Genomic DNA, 19,018 nt, shown 5'->3' on the forward strand with positions numbered 1-19,018 from the left:
CCGTGAACGATATCGTGGAACAGTGATCGGGATCGAGAGAGATAACCTTCCGATTCCAAACCCGGATGTTGAAACAATGATCCAAAAGGGAGATATCATCTGGGTGCTGGGGAGTCAGCGTATGGCGGACTCCCTGATCAAGGGTGGAATACTAAAAGACAAATAGGAAAAACAAGACCTCGCAAAACATTGAGATGCGAGGTCTTTTTGCAAAATAACGCTTCCAAGTAGCCGTTGGATAGGAAAAATCGGCATGTGTCTGAAAAAAAACAAAATTTCAAAAAATCTAGTGTTGAAAGACAAGACCCTGGGTGTTAGAATACGGGTGAAAGGAAAAATTTTTTTAAAGTGTAGAGAATACTGTATACATCATACATTATTAATTATACCGAGTACTGTAAATAAAATAGTTCTCTTGTTTCAAATATGATTGGAGGTAAGGAAATGAGTAAGGTAAAAGGAACAGCTCTTCGAATCCTTTCGCTTCTGCCAGGTGTAGACTGCGGTGGATTTGGCGGATGCGGATATCCGACCTGTGAAGCCTGTGCCCAGGCGATCGCAGAGGGGAAATCTGCAGCATTATGTCCGGCCTGTGATTCTGATGCTGTTCGCAGCATTTCAGAAGAACTGGGCAGAGAACCTGTTGAGGCCTGTGACCAGGTGGCATTCTTGAAATGTGCAGGGGATGCTGCCGGCAAGAAAAGATTCCAAGGAATGGAGTCTTGCCAGAAGGCGAAAGAGTGTGGATTCCTGGATGGTGAATGCCAGTGGGGATGCATGGGTATCGGAAGTTGTATCGAACGCTGTAAATTTGATGCGATGCACCTGGAAGACGGTCAGCTTGTGATCGATCGGGATAAATGTACAGGCTGCATGGCCTGCATAGATATTTGTCCGCAGCACATCATTGAGATGATACCGAGAGAGGCAACTAATTTCATTCCATGCTCATCCAAGGATAATGAACAGGATACTCTGCAGGCTTGCGGATATGGATGTATCGGATGTGGAGACTGCGCACTGGCATGCCCGAACGATGCCATTGAGATGGTGGTAGGAGATAAAATCGATGGCAGATATGCGAAGATCGATTACAGCAAATGTGAAGGCTGTGTGACCTGCACTGTAAAATGCAGAAAGAAGATCATTGTAGATACTCTGCACGATCTTACTAAGCTGAAAGAGGATGTTGCTTTTGTGAAATGCGCCGGAGGTGCATGGGGACATAAGAAGCTGGAAGATCTGGGATACACCAGATGCAGTGATATCGTAAAAGATGCTGCAGACGGAAAAATCGATCTGGATGAAATCGGAGCTTGTACATATAGCTGTACCGGTATGGGTGACTGTGTGAAAGCCTGCCGTTATGGAGCGATTTCCAATGAATATGGTGTTGCAAAGGTGGATGACTCCAAGTGTGTAGGCTGCGGAGACTGTTTCCGTGCGTGTCCTAGAGGCAAGATCCAGATGGTTCCATATCTCGGTGTAAAACAGGCAGCCTGTGAATCGGAGGCAGAACCAGATAAGAGAATGGAAGTGTGCGGTATGGGCTGCATAGGTTGTGGAGACTGTGCAGACAACTGTCCAAGTGATGCGATCACAATGACAGACGGACACCCTGTGATCGATCATAAGAAATGTCAGAACTGTGGAATCTGTACCTATGTATGTTCCAGAGGACTGATTCAGGAACGCGTTGTTCCGGAATACATTTATCTCCAGCAGGAAGCAATGAAATTAGATATGGAAGAAAGGGGATAAGATCATGAGAGCAAAGAAAACCATGGATGGCAACACGGCTGCAGCACATGTTGCCTATGCTTTTTCCGAAGTGGCAGCCATTTATCCGATCACTCCATCTTCTGTTATGGCGGAAAATGTAGATGAATGGGCAAGCAAAGAAAAGAAAAATATCTTTGGCGAAGAAGTTAAAGTAGTAGAGATGCAGTCAGAAGGCGGTGCTGCAGGAGCAGTACACGGAGCGATTACTGCGGGTGCGTACACCAGTACATTTACCGCTTCCCAGGGACTCCTTCTGATGATCCCGAATATGTACAAACTGGCGGCAGAGGAAACTCCAACTGTAATGCACGTTGCAGCGAGAGCGATTTCTACACACGCACTTTCTATTTTCGGAGATCACTCCGATGTTATGGCATGCAGACAGACAGGGTTTGCAATGCTCTGTTCCTCTGATGTGCAGGAAGTCATGGATCTGGGCGCTGTTGCGCACCTTTCTGCCATCGCAGGCAAGGTGCCGGTAATGCATTTCTTCGACGGATTCCGTACCAGCCATGAACAGCAGAAAATCAGCGTGTGGGATTACGATGAACTGCGGAGCATGGTGGACTGGGATGCAGTAAAGCGTTTCCGTGAGAATGCGCTCAACCCGAATCATCCGCACAGCATGGGTTCGGCAGAACAGCCGGAAACCTTTTTCCAGCATAGAGAAGCATGTAATAAAAACTATGATGACACCGTAGAAATCGTAGCGAAATACATGGATATGGTAAGTGAAAAAACGGGAAAAACTCCGCACTATAAACCATTTAACTATTACGGTGCTGAAGATGCAGAAGAAGTCATTGTAGCAATGGGGTCTGTATGCGATGCCATAGAAGAAGCTATCGATTACGCAAATGCCAACGGCAAGAAAACCGGTCTGGTCGTTGTTCGTCTGTATCGTCCGTTTTCCAGAAAGTACTTCCTGGAAGCACTGCCTGACACAGTAAAGAGAATCGCAGTGCTGGATCGTACCAAGGAACCTGGTTCTATGGGCGAACCGCTTCTGCTTGATGTTACAGCAGCTATTAAGGACAGCAAATTCAACGACGTTCTGGTAACGGGAGGCCGTTACGGACTGGGCTCGAAAGATACACAGCCACAGGATCTGCTGGCAGTTTATGAAAATCTCTGGTCCGATCATCCGAAGAAGGAATTCACTATTTCTATTACAGATGACGTAACAGGACTTTCGCTTCCTCCAAGCGAGATGCCGTACAGCGAACCTGCAAGCCAGGTTTCCTGCAAATTCTGGGGACTGGGATCTGACGGTACTGTTGGTGCGAATAAGAACAGTGTCAAGATCATCGGTGACAATACGGATAAATATGCACAGGCGTACTTCCAGTACGACTCGAAAAAATCCGGTGGTATCACTATCAGCCACCTGCGGTTCGGAGATGAGGAAATCAAGTCTTCCTACTATGTAAAACAGGCAGATTTCGTAGCATGTCACAATCCGTCTTATCTCCATAAATATAAGATGGTAGAAGATGTAAAGCCGGGTGGAACTTTCCTGCTCAACTGTTCCTGGAGTGATGACCAGCTGGATGAAAAGCTTCCGGACAATGTAAAACGGTTTATTGCGCAGAATAATATCCAGTTCTACACTTGCGATGCAGTATCTATTGCCAGAAGTCTGGGTCTGCGTGGACGCACCAATACTGTTTTGCAGGCTGCTTTCTTCAAGCTGATCAATATTCTTCCGATCGAAGATGCTGTTCAGCATATGAAGGCTGCAATCAAGAAAACTTACGGCAGAAAGGGCGAGCGGATCGTTAATATGAACTGCGACGCAGTCGATGCCGGAGTAAAAAGTGTACATAAAGTGGATGTACCGGCTTCATGGGCTGATGCAACGGGTGAATTTACAGTTCCTGCTGCGGAAGGACGCAATGAAGTACAGACGAATTACATCAATAAGATTTTGAAACCAACTAATGCGATGGAAGGCGACGCCGTTCCGGTTTCGGTCTTCGTAGATAATGCGAATGGATCGATTCCATCTGGTACTGCTGCATATGAAAAGCGCGGTATCGCAGTAGATATTCCGAAGTGGGATCCAGACAAGTGTATGCAGTGCAACTGGTGCTCCTACGTTTGTCCGCACGCTGTTATCCGTCCGTTCGCTGTTACAGAGCAGCAGGCGGAAGAAGCTGGTGCAGCAAGCGTACCTCTTAAGGGCGATAACACCAAGCGCTTTACGATCGCCGTTTCCGCTTATGACTGTACTGGATGCGGTTCCTGTGTAGAAGTTTGTCCGGCAAGAAACAAAGCTCTGGAAATGGTTCTGGCAGAAGATCATATGGATCAGGCACAGGCTGGATATGATTATCTCTTTGCTAATACAGAGGAAGATAAGGCTTTAGCACAGCCGGATTCCGTTCGCGGATCTCAGTTCCGTCAGCCTCTGCTCGAGTTCTCCGGTGCTTGTCCGGGATGCGGCGAAACTCCTTATGCAAAGCTGGTAACACAGTTGTTTGGCGATCGGATGTTTATCGCTAATGCGACGGGCTGCTCCTCGATTTGGGGCTGCAGTGCGCCGAGCACACCGTATACTGTGAACAAAGAAGGAAAAGGTCCGGCATGGTCTAACTCCCTGTTTGAAGATAATGCTGAATTCGGATATGGCATGACTATCGCAGTTAAGGCCAGACGTCAGGAACTTAAGTCCTGCGCACAGCGTTTAGCTGAGTCTGGGGTTTGCAGTGATGCTGCAAAAGCATGGCTTGCAGCGATGGATGATGCAAAGGGCTCCGCGGAAGCGGGAGAAAAGCTGGCAGCTGCCTGTGAAGGCTTTGCAGAAACATCAGAGGATGCAAAATACGTAGTAGATCACAAAGATATGCTGGCGAAACCGTCCATGTGGATATTTGGTGGAGACGGATGGGCTTACGATATCGGTTACGGCGGCCTTGATCACGTGCTGGCATCGGGTGAAAATGTAAATGTACTGGTGTTCGATACGGAAGTATATTCCAATACAGGCGGTCAGGCATCCAAGTCTACTCCGACAGGTGCGGTAGCACAGTTTGCGGCAGGCGGAAAGCGGATCAAGAAAAAGGATCTGGCTGAAATAGTTATGGCTTACGGTTACGTTTATGTAGCTCAGGTCGCAATGGGTGCAAACCCTGCACAGACGCTTAAGGCAATGCGTGAAGCAGAAAGCTACGATGGACCATCCCTGATCATCGCATATGCACCTTGCATCAACCATGGCGTAAAGGGTGGTATGAGCCACGCTATGCAGGAAATGAAAAAGGCAGTAAGAGCTGGATACTGGAATCTGCTGAGATACAACCCGGCTCTGGTTGCAGAGAAGAAGAATCCGCTCAGCGTTGACAGTGCGCCTCCAACAGAAAGCTATAATGACTTTATCATGAATGAAGTTCGTTACAGTTCCCTGAAGCTGAAAAATGAGGAGCGTGCAGAAAAATTGTTCCATATCGCAGAAGAAGAGGCTCTGGGAAGATACAGAAAACTCAAGAGACAACAGAAAAGTCTCGATGAAGTATAGAGAAGGGGGTGTACATAGATGTTTAAGATTTTGAGCAAAAGACGTTTAAATCCTACGATGACATGGCTTGTGATCGATGCACCGCTGGTGGCTAAAAAAGCCAGACCGGGACAGTTTATCATCCTGCGTACCGATGAGTATGGAGAGAGGATCCCCCTTACGATGGCAGGACATGATGCAGAAAAAGGAACGATCGATTTGATTTATGCAGCAGTTGGAAGAACAACTATGCTGATGGATCAGCTGGAGGAAGGAGACTACCTGCTGGATGTAGTGGGACCTCTCGGCAAGCCTACGCATATGGAAGGTCTTAAGCGCGTTGCTGTAGTTGGCGGCGGTACAGGTAATGCCCTGGCATATCCGCTGGCAACCGGTATGCATAAAGAAGGTATCCATGTGGATATGATCGCTGGATTTAAAAACAAGGAAATGGTGATCCTGGAAGATGAGTTCAAGGCGGGAACGGATCGTCTGTTCCTGACGACAGATGATGGCAGCTATGGAGAAAAGGGTTTTACTACGGATAAACTGAAGGAACTGATCGAAGCAGGAAACGAATACGATGAGATCGTTGCAGTGGGACCTCCGGTGATGATGAAATTTGTTTGCAAGATCGCAGAAGAGTACGGGATCCCGTCGGTAGCATCCCTGACCGCATACATGATCGATGGTACGGGAATGTGTGGCGGCTGCCGCTGTGTCATCGGTGGAGAGAACAAGTTTGTCTGTGTTGATGGACCGGAATTTGACGGAAGCCTGGTTGACTGGGATGAACTGATTCGGCGGAATTCATTCTACAAAGATCAGGAACAGGAAGATGCGAAACATATCTGCCGTCTGACAGGAGGTGTACGTTATTATGATTAATCTGAAAGTGAAGAAGAATCCGATGCCGGAACAGGCACCAGATATTAGAAATCATAATTTTGAAGAAGTCTCAGAGGGATATACTCCACAGATGGCTATCAACGAAGCGATGCGCTGTCTCAACTGTCGGGAAAAGCCATGTACACATGGATGTCCGGTCATGGTCCGGATCCCGGAATTCATTGCAAAGATTACAGAGGGCGACTTTGAAGGTGCTTATCAGGTGATCAGTGCGACAAGTTCTCTGCCGCGTGTATGCGGTAGAGTTTGCCCGCAGGAAAATCAGTGTGAGAAATACTGCGTACGTGGGAAAAAAGGCGAACCGGTTGGAATCGGTCGTTTGGAACGCTTTGTCGCAGACTGGCATGCAGCTCATGCTGAAGAGCTGGAAGCAGATGCGGCAAAGGATGAAACGGAAAACTCCGAAGCTGCAGAACTTCCTGCTGGCTCCAAGGTGGCTGTTGTAGGAGCAGGTCCGGCAGGACTTGCATGTGCCGGTGACCTGGCAGCAAAGGGCTATGATGTAACAGTCTTTGAAAGCCTGCATAAACCGGGTGGTGTACTGGCTTACGGTATTCCGGAATTTCGTCTGCCGAAGAGCATCGTAGCAGCAGAAGTGGAAAAGCTGGAAAAACGCGGTGTGACTTTTGTGACTAATGCGATCATCGGTAAAGCTGAGACGGTGGATGATCTTATGGATGACGGATATAAGGCAGTATTCGTTGGAACAGGTGCAGGACTTCCGTCCTTTATGAATATTCCTGGTGAGAATCTGCTGGGTGTATGCTCTGCCAATGAATATCTGACGAGGATCAATCTGATGAAGGGATATCTCCCTGAGTACGATACTCCGGTTCAGAAAGCAAAAAACATTGCGGTAGTCGGTGGCGGAAACGTTGCCATGGATGCAGCACGGTGTGCGAAACGTATGGGTGCAGAGAATGTATACATCGTATATCGTCGGTCTATGGAAGAGATCCCGGCACGTTCCGAAGAGATCCATCATGCTATCGAAGAAGGGATCGACTTTCAGCTGCTTCGCAATCCAGTCAAAGTCATCGGTGATGAGAATGGCTATGTAACAGGGCTGGAATGCGTCAAGATGGAACTGGGCGAGCCAGATGCTTCCGGAAGAAGACGTCCGGTTGCCATTGAAGGATCTAACTTCGTACTGGATGTAGATTGTGTTATCATGGCGATCGGTACAAAGCTGAACAAGCTGATCGTAGAGACAACAGATAAACTGGAACCGAACGAACGCGGCGGAATCGGTACAGATGAAGGCGCGGCAACCAGTCGGGAAGGCGTGTTTGCAGGCGGAGATGCCGTGACAGGCGCAGCAACGGTTATTCTGGCTATGGGTGCAGGGAAAACAGCTGCGGCCAGCATCGATCAGTACTTAAGTGAAAAGTAGCCTTTGATTAGATAGAGAAACAAGAGCAGAGACACCCGAAGTTTGGAAAAGCTTCGGGTGTCTCTCTTGTGCTTTGCAGGAAAATCTGATAAAATTTTGTGCAAAGAATATGTGAAGCTGATGGAAAGGAAAGAAATTCATTGAATATAAAAAAGGTAGAGCTGCCTCATTTTACAATGGGCAAATCATATGGAAGCAACCAGAACTGGATGATGGATCCCTGGATGCATCTGGGTGGCTGCGCAGCACTGACAACTTGTGATGCGTTCATTGATTTTTCGCTGTACAGGGACAGAGATGATCTTTATCATTTTAAGAACCCTGAGAAAAAAGTAATGACACGTCAGACTTATTCACGGTTTGCTATGTCGGTCAAGCTGTATCTGGAGCCGCGGCGTACCGGGATCAAAGATCTTCAGACTTATATGGATGGGGTGAACCTGTATCTGGAAGATACCGATGTCACAGATCTTTATCTGAATGGACTGGAAGGAAGCGAGTCTTATGAAACGGCACGTGATACTATCCGGACCAGCATCGATGAAGAAATCCCGGTAGCATATCTGATGCTGAAACACAGAGATAAAGAATTCGACTTTTTTCAATGGCACTGGTTTTTGGTAAATGGCTATGAAGAAACAGCGGATACCTTTAAAATAAAGGCGGCAACATACGGCAAAGCCCACTGGATGGATCTGGGAAGGTTGTGGGATACAGGCTATGACCACAAAGGCGGGATCGTGACATTCCACTTTAAATAAAAAACGATCAGAATAAACGAGAATTAAAAATACGGCAAGGGCAGGATATGCTTTTGCCGTATTTTATACTATATGGATCAGCTTAGATGGAATGGCGAAAGGTTCTATCAGTGAGGATACGGGCGAAGATCAAACCCAGCGGAAGCGCTAGGATAATGAGCATAGCTTCTGTCATCCAGTATGCGCCGCTGCTGAGGGAGACGACCCCCATGTTATATGTAGCACGGTACAGATATAATCCGGGAACCATGATCACGATAGCAGGAACAGTAATAGATATACGAGAATATCCGATTTTGCCCTTTGAAAGAGATGCCAGCATACCTGCGGTAAGAGCTCCTGCGAAAGCGGCTATTGATGGAGGACAGGAAGCCAGATCTACAAGCTCCAGGCGGAGGGTGTTAGCGATGGCGCCGATGACGCCGGCCAGGGTCGCCAGTTTATAGGGGCTGTTGAACATGATGGAAAACCCGAATACGCCGCAGAAGCTTGCCGCCAGGCGGAGCAGCAGCATTGTGGTATTGGACAGACCGAGAGGTAGAAAATCCGATGGCTTCAGGTGAAGCAGGAGTGCCATCCCCCAGGCTACCAGCGCAGCAACGATAACGATGATCAGCGAATAGGCGAGACGTTCCAGACCGGAACGCATATCGAGTTTTGCCAGGTCGATACCGCTTGTAATGAACGGAAATCCGGGAATAATAAACAGCATGGCGCAGATATATCCTGCCTGATGCGCGCTGGAAACGTGGAAGGCCAGTTCCAGACCTTTTAAAAGGGCAGCGTAACCCATACAGGCCAGCGCTACGCTGCTGGCAACACAGAGAAGCAGTGTAAAGCCTTTTTTTGTCAGGGTGGCACGCAGCCAGTTGCCGATCCCGGCGCCGAAAAAGGCACAGAGCATTTCCAGAGGACCTCCGCCCAGCAGGAACGTGAAGGCACAGCAGGCTACTGCGGAAGCCAGTCCTAAGGCAGGCGGTGTATAATGACCGGGACGCTGTTCGATATGGTCTAGAAACTTGTGCAGGTGTTTGCTGGTTTTTGAAGCATGCTTTGCAGGAAAGTCCAGAACGAAGTTTTCCAGTTCAGAGAGTTTTGCAGTATTGACCCCGGTGGTCGTCAGACAGAGAGACTGAGAAAATGTTTCTGTTTTATCAATGCAGGTATATTCGATGGAGACAAGTCCGACGTCGGCGGTGCAGGTGATCCCCATAGTTCTGGCCAGCGTGTTCATGGAGCTGCGAACGCGCCATGCTCCCGTGCCGCAGGACAGCAGCATCAGACCGGTACGCCCTATGATAGAGGCTTTTTCCGGCAGTGCTGCTTCTGTGATAGGCGGGTTTTCTTCCTTGCAGAGATGATGCCATGGAATTGCCATATGATTGTGAATCAATTCAGTATGCTGTGAATGTTTCATAAAAATTCCCCCTTTGTGCAATTTTAGTATATTAGGAATTGGGAAAAAGTCAAGGTGAAGAAAATCGTTACTTTTTGTAAAAAATACGGTGAAAAATGTAACGTGGCGGAACGGGAAATAGAGGAATTTTTCTGAAAAAACTGTAAGAAGAAGGAATTGCACTTTTTTAGGGTTTCTGATAGGAATGGGAGATTTTCGGGGAATATACCGTGTTCAGAGGAAAAAATGGCTCGTCACAACAACACTAACGTTAGGGTAGGCTTTTTCGGTGAAATGTGAAATATGTAACGATAAAAAAAGGAATCCAGCTTGACTTTACAGCGACTATAGGAGTTATAACTATTATTGAATGAAAATGCTTTTTCGTACAATATTTAAAGAAAGGATGAAAAATATGGACTTTTCGTTAACTAAAGAACAGGAAATGTTAAAAAAGCTGGCAGCACAGTTCGCAGAAGAAGAACTGGAGCCGGTAGCAGCGGAAATTGACGCTGAACACAGATTTCCAACTGAAAATTTCGCAAAAATGGCCAAAGTTGGCTTTACAGGAATCGGAGTTCCGGAAGAGTTTGGTGGATCCGGTGGCGGTATGCTGGAAAAGGTTATCGCTGTTTCTGAATTCGCTAAGAAGTGTATGTCTTCCGCAGCAACTCTTTCCATTCACCTCATCGCACCGCACGCTATCTTAGACTTCGGTACGAAAGAACAGAAGGAAAAATATCTGCCGAGACTGACTAAGGGCGGTGAACTGGGTGCATTCGCACTGACAGAACCAAACGCAGGATCTGACGCTGCAGGCGTTAAGACTGTTGCAGTATATGACGAAGCTACAGATGAATATATCTTAAACGGAACAAAGTGCTTCATCACTGGTGGTGCTCGTGCTGGAGTTCTGGTTATCTTCGCTATGACAGAACCGAAGCTGGGAACAAGAGGTATGTCCGCATTCATCGTAGAAAAAGGAATGCCTGGATTCTCCTCCGGTAAGATCGAAGACAAGATGGGTCTGGCAGGATCCGAAACAGCTGAGCTGGTATTCGAAGACTGCAGAGTTCCGGCTGCTAACATGCTGGGTAAAAAGAACAAGGGCTTCAAAATCGCAATGATGGCTCTTGACGCTGCAAGAGTTGGCGTTGGTGCTCAGGCTAACGGTGTTGCTGAAGCTGCAATTGAAATGTCCGTTAAGTACATGGGCGAACGTGTACAGTTCGGCAAGCCAATCGGCGTACTGCAGGGTCTGCAGTGGTACATCGCTGAAATGGCAACAAAGACAGAAGCTGCAAAAGCACTGGTTTACGAGGCATCTTATCTGGCTGATGCTGGAAAGCCTTTCTCAAAAGAAGCTGCTATGTGCAAGCTGAACGCTGCAGAAAACGCAAGATTCGTTACGAACCTGGCTCTGCAGATCCACGGTGGATATGGATACATGAAGGATTACCCTCTGGAACGTATGTACAGAGATGCTAAGCTGACTGAAATCTATGAAGGAACTTCAGAAATCCATAAAGTTGTAATTGCAAGAGCGGTAATGAAGTAGTCGAAAGGAGTGTATTCGAATGAGAATTTTTGTTTGTGTAAAACAGGTTCCGGATACTTCCGGTGTTGTAGCAGTAAATCCGGACGGAACATTAAATAGAGCTTCCATGCAGACGATCATCAACCCGGATGACCTGATCGCTATGGAACAGGCGCTGGTATTAAAAGATAATACAGGATGTCAGGTTACAGCCGTAACAATGGGACCTCCTCCTGCAGAAGGAATGCTGAGAGAACTGCTGGCAATGGGTGCTGACGATGCGATCCTGATCTCCGCAAGAGAGTTCGGCGGATCCGATACATTCGCTACTTCCCAGATCATCTCCGCTGCAATCAACCACGTTGGATACTCTGACGAAGATATGATCTTCTGCGGAAGACAGGCTATCGACGGAGATACTGCTCAGGTTGGTCCGCAGATCGCTGAAAAGCTGGGACTGCCGCAGATTTCCTATGCTGCAGAAATCGTAAAAGAAGGAAACGAAGTTACTGTAAAGCGTATGCTGGAAGACGGATACATGAAGATCAAGGTACAGACTCCTTGCCTGATCACATGCATCAGCGATCAGGACAGCAAGGCAAGATACATGACTCTCAATGGTATCAACCACTGCTACGAAAAGCCATATCTTGTTCTCGACTTCGAAGCTCTGAAGGACGAACCGCTGATCGAACTGGATAAGATCGGTCTGAAGGGATCTCCGACAAACATCTTCAAGTCCTTCACACCTCCACAGAAGGGTGTTGGAACTATGCTTGAAGGAGCTGACAAGAACACTGCTGAAACACTGGCAAACATTTTATTAGAGAAACATGTTATTTAAGGAAAGGAGAGAACAATGGCTTTCAATAGTGCAGATATAAATGCTTTTAAAGATATTTGGGTATTTTGCGAACAGAGAAACGGCGAACTGATGAACACTGACTTCGAGCTGATTTCTGAAGGCAGAAAGTTAGCCGATGAAAGAGGTTCTCAGCTGGTAGGTATCCTGCTCGGACATAACGTAGAAGGACTGGCAAAGGAACTGGGCGGATACGGTGCTGATAAAGTAATCGTATGCGATGATCCTGAACTGGAAGTATACACAACAGATGCATACACAAAGGTGATCTGTGATGCAGCTATGGATTTAAAACCGGAAGTAATCCTGCTGGGAGCTTCCAACATCGGTCGTGACCTGGGTCCTAGATGCGCAGCAAGACTGAACACTGGTCTGACTGCTGACTGTACTCACCTCGATATCGATATGGATAAGTACGTAAACTTCCTGGAAACTTCCTCCACACTGGATCTTTCCAATACGAAGTTTGATATGGAAGACGTTAACCTGAAGATGACAAGACCTGCTTTCGGTGGACATCTGATGGCAACAATCATTTGCCCGAGATTCCGTCCTTGCATGTCTACAGTTCGTCCGGGCGTTATGAAGAAGGCTCCTTTCTCTCAGGAAAGAGCAGACGCTTGTGTTGTTGAAAAGTATCCTGTAGCTCTGGCTAAGGATGACATCAAGACTCAGGTACTGGACGTTGTAAAAGAAGCTAAGCAGATCGTAGACCTGATCGGTGCAGATGTTATCGTATCTGTAGGTCGTGGTATCGGTAAAGATATCCAGAAGGGTATTGAACTGGCTGGTCAGCTGGCTGACGCTTTTGGCGGCGGCGTAGTTGGCGGATCCAGAGTTACCATCGACTCCGGCTGGCTTTCCGCTGACCACCAGGTTGGACAGACTGGTAAGACAGTACACCCGAAAGTATACGTTGCTTTAGGTATTTCCGGAGCGATCCAGCATAAGGCAGGAATGCAGGATTCCGAGCTGATCATTGCAGTTAACAAAGATGAGACAGCTCCGATCTTCGAAATTGCTGACTATGGTATCACTGGAGACCTCTTCAAGGTAGTACCACTGATGATCGATGCAATCAAGGCAGCTAGAGAATCCAAATAAGCGAACAATAACGCTACGGAATGGTATGCGTGTGTTTTAGACAGAATTTAGTTTTTCTAAAGTAAGATTTAATTGACTCTCTGCTTACTGTATATAATATAGTAAGCAGAGACAGTTAAAAAATTAACATGGAAAAGGCAATGGAGGAAATTGAAACATGGGAAAAGTTTTTGAGGGTTTGAAAGTAGTTGACCTTACTACAGCACTGAATGGTCCGTTCTGTACAATGTTTTTAGGAGATTACGGTGCAGATGTCATTAAAATCGAGCCGGTTGGCGGAGAACAGTCTCGTTCCTGGGGACCGATTGATGAAAAGTCCGGCGAATCCGGATTCTATGGATTTGTAAACCGTAACAAGAAGGGATGCACCCTGAATTTAAAGTCTGAAAAGGGACTTGAAATGTTCTATGAACTGGTTAAGGATGCAGATGTCCTGGTCGAAAACTACAGAGGCGGCGTAACTGAGCGTCTGAAGATCGATTATGATACAATCAAAAAAATCAATCCTAATATTATTTACGCATCCGGTTCCGGATTTGGTCAGTATGGACCAATAACACACAGACCTTGCTATGATATCGTAGCACAGGCTATGGGCGGTATGCTGAACCTGACAGGATTTAAAGAAAATGATCCGGTTAAGGTTGGACCGTCTGTTGCAGACCACGTTGCTGGTATCTACCTGATGGTTGGTGTTGGCATGGCTCTGTATCACAGAGAAAAAACTGGAGAAGGACAGCACATCGATGTATCGATGTTCGACGTAATCTTCAGCTTACTGGAAAACGCTATCGTTAACTACACAATGGGCGGATTCATTCCGGAAAGAAACGGAAACGTTGACCCGTCTATCGCACCATTCGATGTATATGCATGTAAAGATGGTTTCGTAGCTTTAGGTGTTGGTAACGACAAGCTGTTCAACAAGTTTGCAAATATCATTGGACATCAGGAACTGCTGGAAGACGAGAGATATAAAGATAACGTTTCCAGATGTGACAACTATATTCCAGATCTGCAGAACCTGATCAGGGAATGGTGTGCAGACTATACTAAGAGTGAAATTGAAGATATCATGGATGAAGCTGGTATTCCATGCGGTCCGGTTCTGAACGTTAAGGAAGCTATCGAGCATCCGCACATTCAGGCAAGAGACATGATGGTACACTGCGAACATCCGACAGTGGGAGATATGTACTTCCAGGGATGCGTTATCAAGCTTTCCGAAACACCGGGAGAAGTTGAGACTGCACCTCCATTAGTAGGACAGCATAACCGTGAAGTATTCGGCCTGTCTGAAGAAGAAGAAAAGGCTCTCATTGAAGAAGGCGTATTATAAAAAACTTTTATATCATTGAAAAGTATTTTTAAAAGGGAGGAATACAGAAATGAGAAAAGTATCGTACTTAAGCTACACTATGACAACGGCAGATGCTAACAATCCTGATGGTATCGTGCCTGTAGGAAGACAGTTCGATTTTATCGGAGACGTTGAGACAGAAGAAATGATCCTCGTTGACGGTGATGAATCCCTCTGCCTGGGTTATACCGGAGTTGAAGTTTACAAAGACGTATATGTAGGAGATATGATGGAGTACAAAGCTACTCTGACTCATATCGGAAACACATCCAGAGACTGCCATATCGAAGTATTCAAACTGGCTACTCCTGCTTACAGAGAAGGAAAAGCTAAGGAAGACTGCCTGCCAGGCGAAATGGTATGGTTTGACGAACCGGTACTGTGCAGTGCTGGTAACGTAAGACTGGTTGTTAAAAAGCACCTGCAGAGAGGCGAACAGCCTGATGGAACAGTTGCTGAACCTTGGGCTGACAATGAAGACTTCCCAGAAGTTGGATTTGATAAAGACCATCCGGAAGATATCACATTCCGTTACAGAATGTCCGACAGAGACGTATTCTATCTTGGTGGCGTAGTAAACGGAGCTAGAAATATCACTCTGATGGAAGACACTGCTAAGAGACTGATGGCTAGAGAATTTGGAAACACTGGTCACATCACTAAGGTTGAAAAGGTAAGACTGTATGAACCATGCTTCGCTGGTGACTACCTCGAATATCACGCAAGAGTCAACAAGGTGATCGGAGACAAGATTGTTGTAGAAGTAAGAAACTACAAGTACATCGACCTTCCTGAAAATCCGGAATTCCCAAGCTCTATCGACGTACTGCCTGAACCGAAGCTCTGCACAATCGTTCAGTTTGTATTCGAAACTTACAAATAGAATATAAAAAACTTTTGTAAAAACCATGGAAGAGGATCGCAAGATCCTCTTCTTTTTTAATTTTTTTCTTTATTCTGCAGAAATTCGTGGTATAATAACAAAATGACGGTATTTTATATGAATTTTGGAGGGACGGATGAATCGCACAGACTATTATTCCATCGGTGAAGTGGCTTCTACTTGTAACATTTCGATAAGAACATTGCGTTACTATGATGAGATTTCTCTTGTGGTACCTGAAATCCGAAAAGAAGGAAGCAAATACCGGTATTACAGCAAGGATCAGATGGTTAATATTTTGATTATTAGAAAACTGCGCTGTCTGGGAATCGGTTTAAAGGAAATAAAAGAAATCGTATCCACAAATAATCTGGATGTTATGAAGGGTAGCGTTACGGAACGGTTGGATGATATCCATAAAGAAATCGTAGAACTGGAACGTTCCCAAAGAGAGGGAGAAGTTCTTCTTCGCAGGCTGGAGGAAGGCAGCGAGATCATAAGTATGCGTGATGATCCAAGGCTGGCATCAGGATCTCTCCCTGATGAGATAAAAATCGAGAAGGTTCCGAAAATCCACATTTACTACTCCAGAAAAGTAATGAAAGCTTATCATAATGAAGAAGTTTCCCTGGATCGCTGGGCAGGCATCGGGGATGAAGTACGGGAGCACGGTTTAAAATCCAGCGGACCTATTATTGTAACATACCATACCGATTTGCTGGATCAGTTCCTCTCTAAGACATGCGATATCGAATTCGGGATGCAGGTAGAGGAATGTGACTCTGACAAGGTTCGCGATTTTGGCGGATTCATGGCAGTCACGATTTTTCATATTGGTCCATATAATGATATTATCAAAACCTATGTCAAAGCATTGCAGTGGATCAATCAGAACAATTATAAAGTCAGTGGCCCGGTTTCAGAAGAATTTATTATTTCGCCTGTCGATGTGAAGGATGAAAATGAGCATGTAACTAAAATTTTGATCCCGGTTAATAAAGAATAGCACATTTCCGTAACGGTAGAGTTTTAAGAAACATTTGAGAATCGTCAAATGTTTCTTTTTTTGCGCTTGTTTTGCAAATATTTACAGAAAATAGAAGATAAAGGTTGCCAAAGACTGGAAGAAGGTGTATGATAACCGTGAAAGGAAGAAGATGGAAAGTATGGAAAAGTATTCAGAAGCGTATGGGCAAAAATTTCCGTATAGCGAAGAGGAAATAAAGCAGTATATGATGGATGTCCGTTTGCAGATCACAGATAGTGAGGGAACGCTGGACGATCAGGAAGCATTGAAGAAAATCGAGAATTATGTTTTCTCATGTCCGAAAGCAGAAACCTGCAGTCATCACCATAATATTCGTCTGATCGAAAGGCTCTTTTATTCGTTGCGAAAGGAAATGGACATTTTGCAGCCATATATCGAGGATAAAAGTATATCCGAAATTATGGTGAATGGAAAGGATCATGTTTTTGCAGAACGAAATGGGAAGCTGGAACGATTGCCGATAGCATTTGATTCCACAGAAGATCTGGAAGAACTGATTCGCAGGATCGCGGCAAGAGTCCATCGTGAGATCAATGAGCTGAATCCTATTGTAGATGCGAGGCTTTCCGACGGATCAAGAGTAAATGCTGTGTATAAGAATATTGCCTTAAACGGACCGATCTTGACTATCCGAAAATTCCCGGAAAAAATCATGTCGATGGAAGATCTGGTGGAAAAGGAAACGATTACAAAAGAAGCCGCAGCATACTTAAAAGTCCTGGTGAAAGCAGGCTATAACTGTTTTATCTGTGGGGGAACATCCTCAGGAAAGACGACGATGCTCAATGTGCTGGCACAGTTTGTCCCTTCGGGGGAGCGAGTGGTCGTGATCGAGGATTCTGCAGAACTGCAGATCAGACAGGTAGAAAATATTGTAAGACTGGAATGCAGAAATGCAAATGTACAAGGAAAGGGGGAAGTGGATATGGCTCAGCTGGTAAAAGCCAGCTTGAGGATGAGACCGGACAGGATTTTAATTGGAGAAGTTCGAGGAAAGGAGGTGATGGATATGATCCAGGCACTCAATACTGGACATAGCGGCAGTCTCAGCACAGGACATGCCAATAGTATAGAAGGCATGCTGAAACGTCTGGAAGCCATGTTCCTGCAGGCAGTGGAAGTGCCGGTAGATGCGATCCGCAATCAGATCACAGAGGCGATCGACATCATGATCCATGTGAGCAGAATGCAGGATGGAAGCCGTAAAGTGATGGAAATTGCTGAATTGTCAGGGCTGGAAGATGGAGTGATCACGACGAATCCGCTGTTTCAATACAGGACGGAAGAAGATGGAATCACGGGAGCACTGAGGGCAACGGGAAACACGTTGCAGAATCAGGAAAAACTTATGATTTCAGGACATCATCTTCCGCAGGCGTATACTTGGAAAGAAGGGCGGACGTCATGATAAAAGACTATACCAAATATGAGCTTACAGGAAGGGAGAAAAGAATATTTTATTTTGCTGGATATGGAACTGTTTTTTTTGTGGTATATCTGTTTTATCACAGTATACTGCTTTCGGCAGTTTCGGGATGCCTGGTGTACTTTTTGCAGCCTCTTGTGGAAAGACAGCTTGCAGAAAGAAGGATGAATCTGCTGACTGTACAGTTCAAGGATCTGCTTTATTCCTTGTCGGCATCAGTTGCGGCCGGACGTCAAATGGGAGAAGCGCTAGTAGAGGCGGAGCAGAATCTAGCTGTAATGTATGAAGCGAAGGAGCCTATCATGAAAGAGCTGCGTTACATGAGGATCAATCTGGTAGAAAATAAAGAGAGCGACAAGGTGCTTCTAAAGGACCTGGCAACACGCAGTAAAAATGAAGATATCAATAATTTTGTGCAGGTATATGCAACCTGCAGAAGCATGGGCGGTGATCTTGAGAAAATCATTGGACATACATCGGAGATCCTGTCAGATAAAATGGCTATTGAACGTGAGATCAAGGTGATCACTGCGCAGAAAAAAACAGAAGGCAGGATCATTTCCATGATGCCACTGGCCATGCTGTTGATGATGAATGTATTTTCATATTCATATATTGAACCTTTGTATCGAACAGCAGGAGGCAGGATCATCATGACTGGAGCTCTTGCGGGGGTGGCATGTGGGATGTACTTGATGGAGAAGCTTTCGGAAATCGAGGTATGAGCGCAATGGACAGAATAGGATTAGAGAAAAAAGCGCGGAAGAGGATCCTGATTACAGGGGTTATAGGAATTGTTTTGATATTGACAGATTTTGCGGTTTCAGCTGCAAACAGGGGGATCGATCTTGTTCAGACAGAGCGAGGTATTTATATGGTTCGCCCGGAGAAAGGTGCGGAAGTGGGACACGGAGCTTTTCAAGTGACGATCAAGGGGAAGAATAATACGTTCGAAAAGAAAGTATCGATTGCGCTGGATCCATATGGGGCGAAAAAAGAAACTAAAAAAACGACACATAGTGAGGAAACTGGCGAGGAGGAGCGCATCGGACAGGAACTGC

The 19,018-nt window shown here is 46.0% G+C and carries 16 protein-coding genes; 15 read left to right on the forward strand and 1 reads right to left on the reverse strand.

The features are described 5' to 3' along the window. The 6 genes from H8876_RS10345 to H8876_RS07690 all read left to right on the forward strand — a co-directional run. The coding region (locus H8876_RS10345; RefSeq protein ID WP_417493510.1) for a cation:proton antiporter regulatory subunit at positions 1-166 on the forward strand (166 nt) is incomplete at its 5' end. Positions 167-444: 278 nt separating this feature from the next. Further along, positions 445-1,761 (forward strand): 4Fe-4S binding protein, encoded by a 1,317-nt coding sequence (locus tag H8876_RS07670; protein WP_249287250.1) that lies wholly within the window; start codon positions 445-447, stop codon positions 1,759-1,761. Between the two features lie 4 nt (positions 1,762-1,765). After that, positions 1,766-5,299 (forward strand): pyruvate:ferredoxin (flavodoxin) oxidoreductase, encoded by a 3,534-nt coding sequence (gene nifJ / locus H8876_RS07675; protein ID WP_283241786.1) that lies wholly within the window; start codon positions 1,766-1,768, stop codon positions 5,297-5,299. 18 nt (positions 5,300-5,317) lie between these two features. Next, the gene (locus H8876_RS07680; protein ID WP_249287251.1) at positions 5,318-6,166 is read left to right on the forward strand and encodes a sulfide/dihydroorotate dehydrogenase-like FAD/NAD-binding protein; all 849 of its coding nucleotides are present in this window, start codon (positions 5,318-5,320) and stop codon (positions 6,164-6,166) included. Next, positions 6,159-7,580: an NADPH-dependent glutamate synthase gene (gene gltA / locus H8876_RS07685; protein WP_177264312.1), complete on the forward strand. Its 1,422-nt coding sequence runs from the start codon at positions 6,159-6,161 to the stop codon at positions 7,578-7,580. Before H8876_RS07680 ends, gltA begins: the two co-directional genes overlap by 8 nt. A gap of 140 nt (positions 7,581-7,720) precedes the next feature. Further along, complete coding sequence (locus H8876_RS07690) at positions 7,721-8,341, forward strand: hypothetical protein (RefSeq protein ID WP_177264311.1); 621 nt, start codon at positions 7,721-7,723, stop codon at positions 8,339-8,341. Between the two features lie 82 nt (positions 8,342-8,423). Here H8876_RS07690 and H8876_RS07695 read toward each other — a convergent pair whose 3' ends face one another. After that, positions 8,424-9,758, reverse strand: coding sequence for a threonine/serine exporter family protein (locus H8876_RS07695; protein WP_249287252.1), 1,335 nt, complete (start codon positions 9,756-9,758; stop codon positions 8,424-8,426). 394 nt (positions 9,759-10,152) lie between these two features. Here H8876_RS07695 and acrC point away from each other — a divergent pair, with 394 nt between their 5' ends. From acrC to H8876_RS07740, 9 genes are all read left to right on the forward strand, one after another. Next, the gene (acrC, locus tag H8876_RS07700; protein WP_249287253.1) at positions 10,153-11,295 is read left to right on the forward strand and encodes an acryloyl-CoA reductase; all 1,143 of its coding nucleotides are present in this window, start codon (positions 10,153-10,155) and stop codon (positions 11,293-11,295) included. Positions 11,296-11,314: 19 nt separating this feature from the next. After that, positions 11,315-12,118, forward strand: coding sequence for an acryloyl-CoA reductase electron transfer subunit gamma (gene acrB / locus H8876_RS07705; RefSeq protein WP_177264308.1), 804 nt, complete (start codon positions 11,315-11,317; stop codon positions 12,116-12,118). Between the two features lie 15 nt (positions 12,119-12,133). Next, positions 12,134-13,240 carry an acryloyl-CoA reductase electron transfer subunit beta gene (acrA, locus tag H8876_RS07710; protein WP_249287254.1) on the forward strand — a complete coding sequence of 369 codons (1,107 nt, stop codon included), beginning with the start codon at positions 12,134-12,136 and terminating at the stop codon, positions 13,238-13,240. Positions 13,241-13,397: 157 nt separating this feature from the next. Beyond that, a complete protein-coding gene (locus H8876_RS07715; protein WP_249287255.1) occupies positions 13,398-14,579 on the forward strand; it encodes a CaiB/BaiF CoA transferase family protein in 1,182 nt (393 codons plus the stop codon). 49 nt (positions 14,580-14,628) lie between these two features. Beyond that, positions 14,629-15,483: a hotdog fold domain-containing protein gene (locus H8876_RS10235; RefSeq protein ID WP_346727848.1), complete on the forward strand. Its 855-nt coding sequence runs from the start codon at positions 14,629-14,631 to the stop codon at positions 15,481-15,483. Positions 15,484-15,619: 136 nt separating this feature from the next. After that, complete coding sequence (locus tag H8876_RS07725; RefSeq protein WP_177264892.1) at positions 15,620-16,489, forward strand: MerR family transcriptional regulator; 870 nt, start codon at positions 15,620-15,622, stop codon at positions 16,487-16,489. 160 nt (positions 16,490-16,649) lie between these two features. Next, the gene (locus H8876_RS07730) at positions 16,650-17,939 is read left to right on the forward strand and encodes a CpaF family protein (protein ID WP_249287256.1); all 1,290 of its coding nucleotides are present in this window, start codon (positions 16,650-16,652) and stop codon (positions 17,937-17,939) included. Further along, entirely contained in the window at positions 17,936-18,682 is a 747-nt protein-coding gene (locus H8876_RS07735) for a type II secretion system F family protein (protein ID WP_249287257.1), read from the forward strand. Before H8876_RS07730 ends, H8876_RS07735 begins: the two co-directional genes overlap by 4 nt. A gap of 5 nt (positions 18,683-18,687) precedes the next feature. Continuing rightward, positions 18,688-19,018, forward strand: a 331-nt coding sequence (locus tag H8876_RS07740; RefSeq protein WP_249287258.1) for a hypothetical protein, incomplete at its 3' end; no start/stop codon positions are given.

It is taken from the genome of Lentihominibacter faecis (genome assembly GCF_014306095.1).
Classification (GTDB): domain Bacteria; phylum Bacillota; class Clostridia; order Peptostreptococcales; family Anaerovoracaceae; genus Lentihominibacter; species Lentihominibacter faecis.

Bases quoted from the DNA above. Each gene is read 5' to 3' on its own strand.
- H8876_RS07670 (WP_249287250.1), top strand. From the start codon at position 445: ATGAGTAAGGTAAAAGGAACAGCTCTTCGAATCCTTTCGCTTCTGCCA.
- nifJ (WP_283241786.1), top strand. From the start codon at position 1,766: ATGAGAGCAAAGAAAACCATGGATGGCAACACGGCTGCAGCACATGTT.
- H8876_RS07680 (WP_249287251.1), top strand. From the start codon at position 5,318: ATGTTTAAGATTTTGAGCAAAAGACGTTTAAATCCTACGATGACATGG.
- gltA (WP_177264312.1), top strand. From the start codon at position 6,159: ATGATTAATCTGAAAGTGAAGAAGAATCCGATGCCGGAACAGGCACCA.
- H8876_RS07695 (WP_249287252.1), bottom strand. From the start codon at position 9,758: ATGAAACATTCACAGCATACTGAATTGATTCACAATCATATGGCAATT.
- acrC (WP_249287253.1), top strand. From the start codon at position 10,153: ATGGACTTTTCGTTAACTAAAGAACAGGAAATGTTAAAAAAGCTGGCA.
- acrB (WP_177264308.1), top strand. From the start codon at position 11,315: ATGAGAATTTTTGTTTGTGTAAAACAGGTTCCGGATACTTCCGGTGTT.
- acrA (WP_249287254.1), top strand. From the start codon at position 12,134: ATGGCTTTCAATAGTGCAGATATAAATGCTTTTAAAGATATTTGGGTA.
- H8876_RS07715 (WP_249287255.1), top strand. From the start codon at position 13,398: ATGGGAAAAGTTTTTGAGGGTTTGAAAGTAGTTGACCTTACTACAGCA.
- H8876_RS10235 (WP_346727848.1), top strand. From the start codon at position 14,629: ATGAGAAAAGTATCGTACTTAAGCTACACTATGACAACGGCAGATGCT.
- H8876_RS07725 (WP_177264892.1), top strand. From the start codon at position 15,620: ATGAATCGCACAGACTATTATTCCATCGGTGAAGTGGCTTCTACTTGT.
- H8876_RS07730 (WP_249287256.1), top strand. From the start codon at position 16,650: ATGGAAAAGTATTCAGAAGCGTATGGGCAAAAATTTCCGTATAGCGAA.
- H8876_RS07735 (WP_249287257.1), top strand. From the start codon at position 17,936: ATGATAAAAGACTATACCAAATATGAGCTTACAGGAAGGGAGAAAAGA.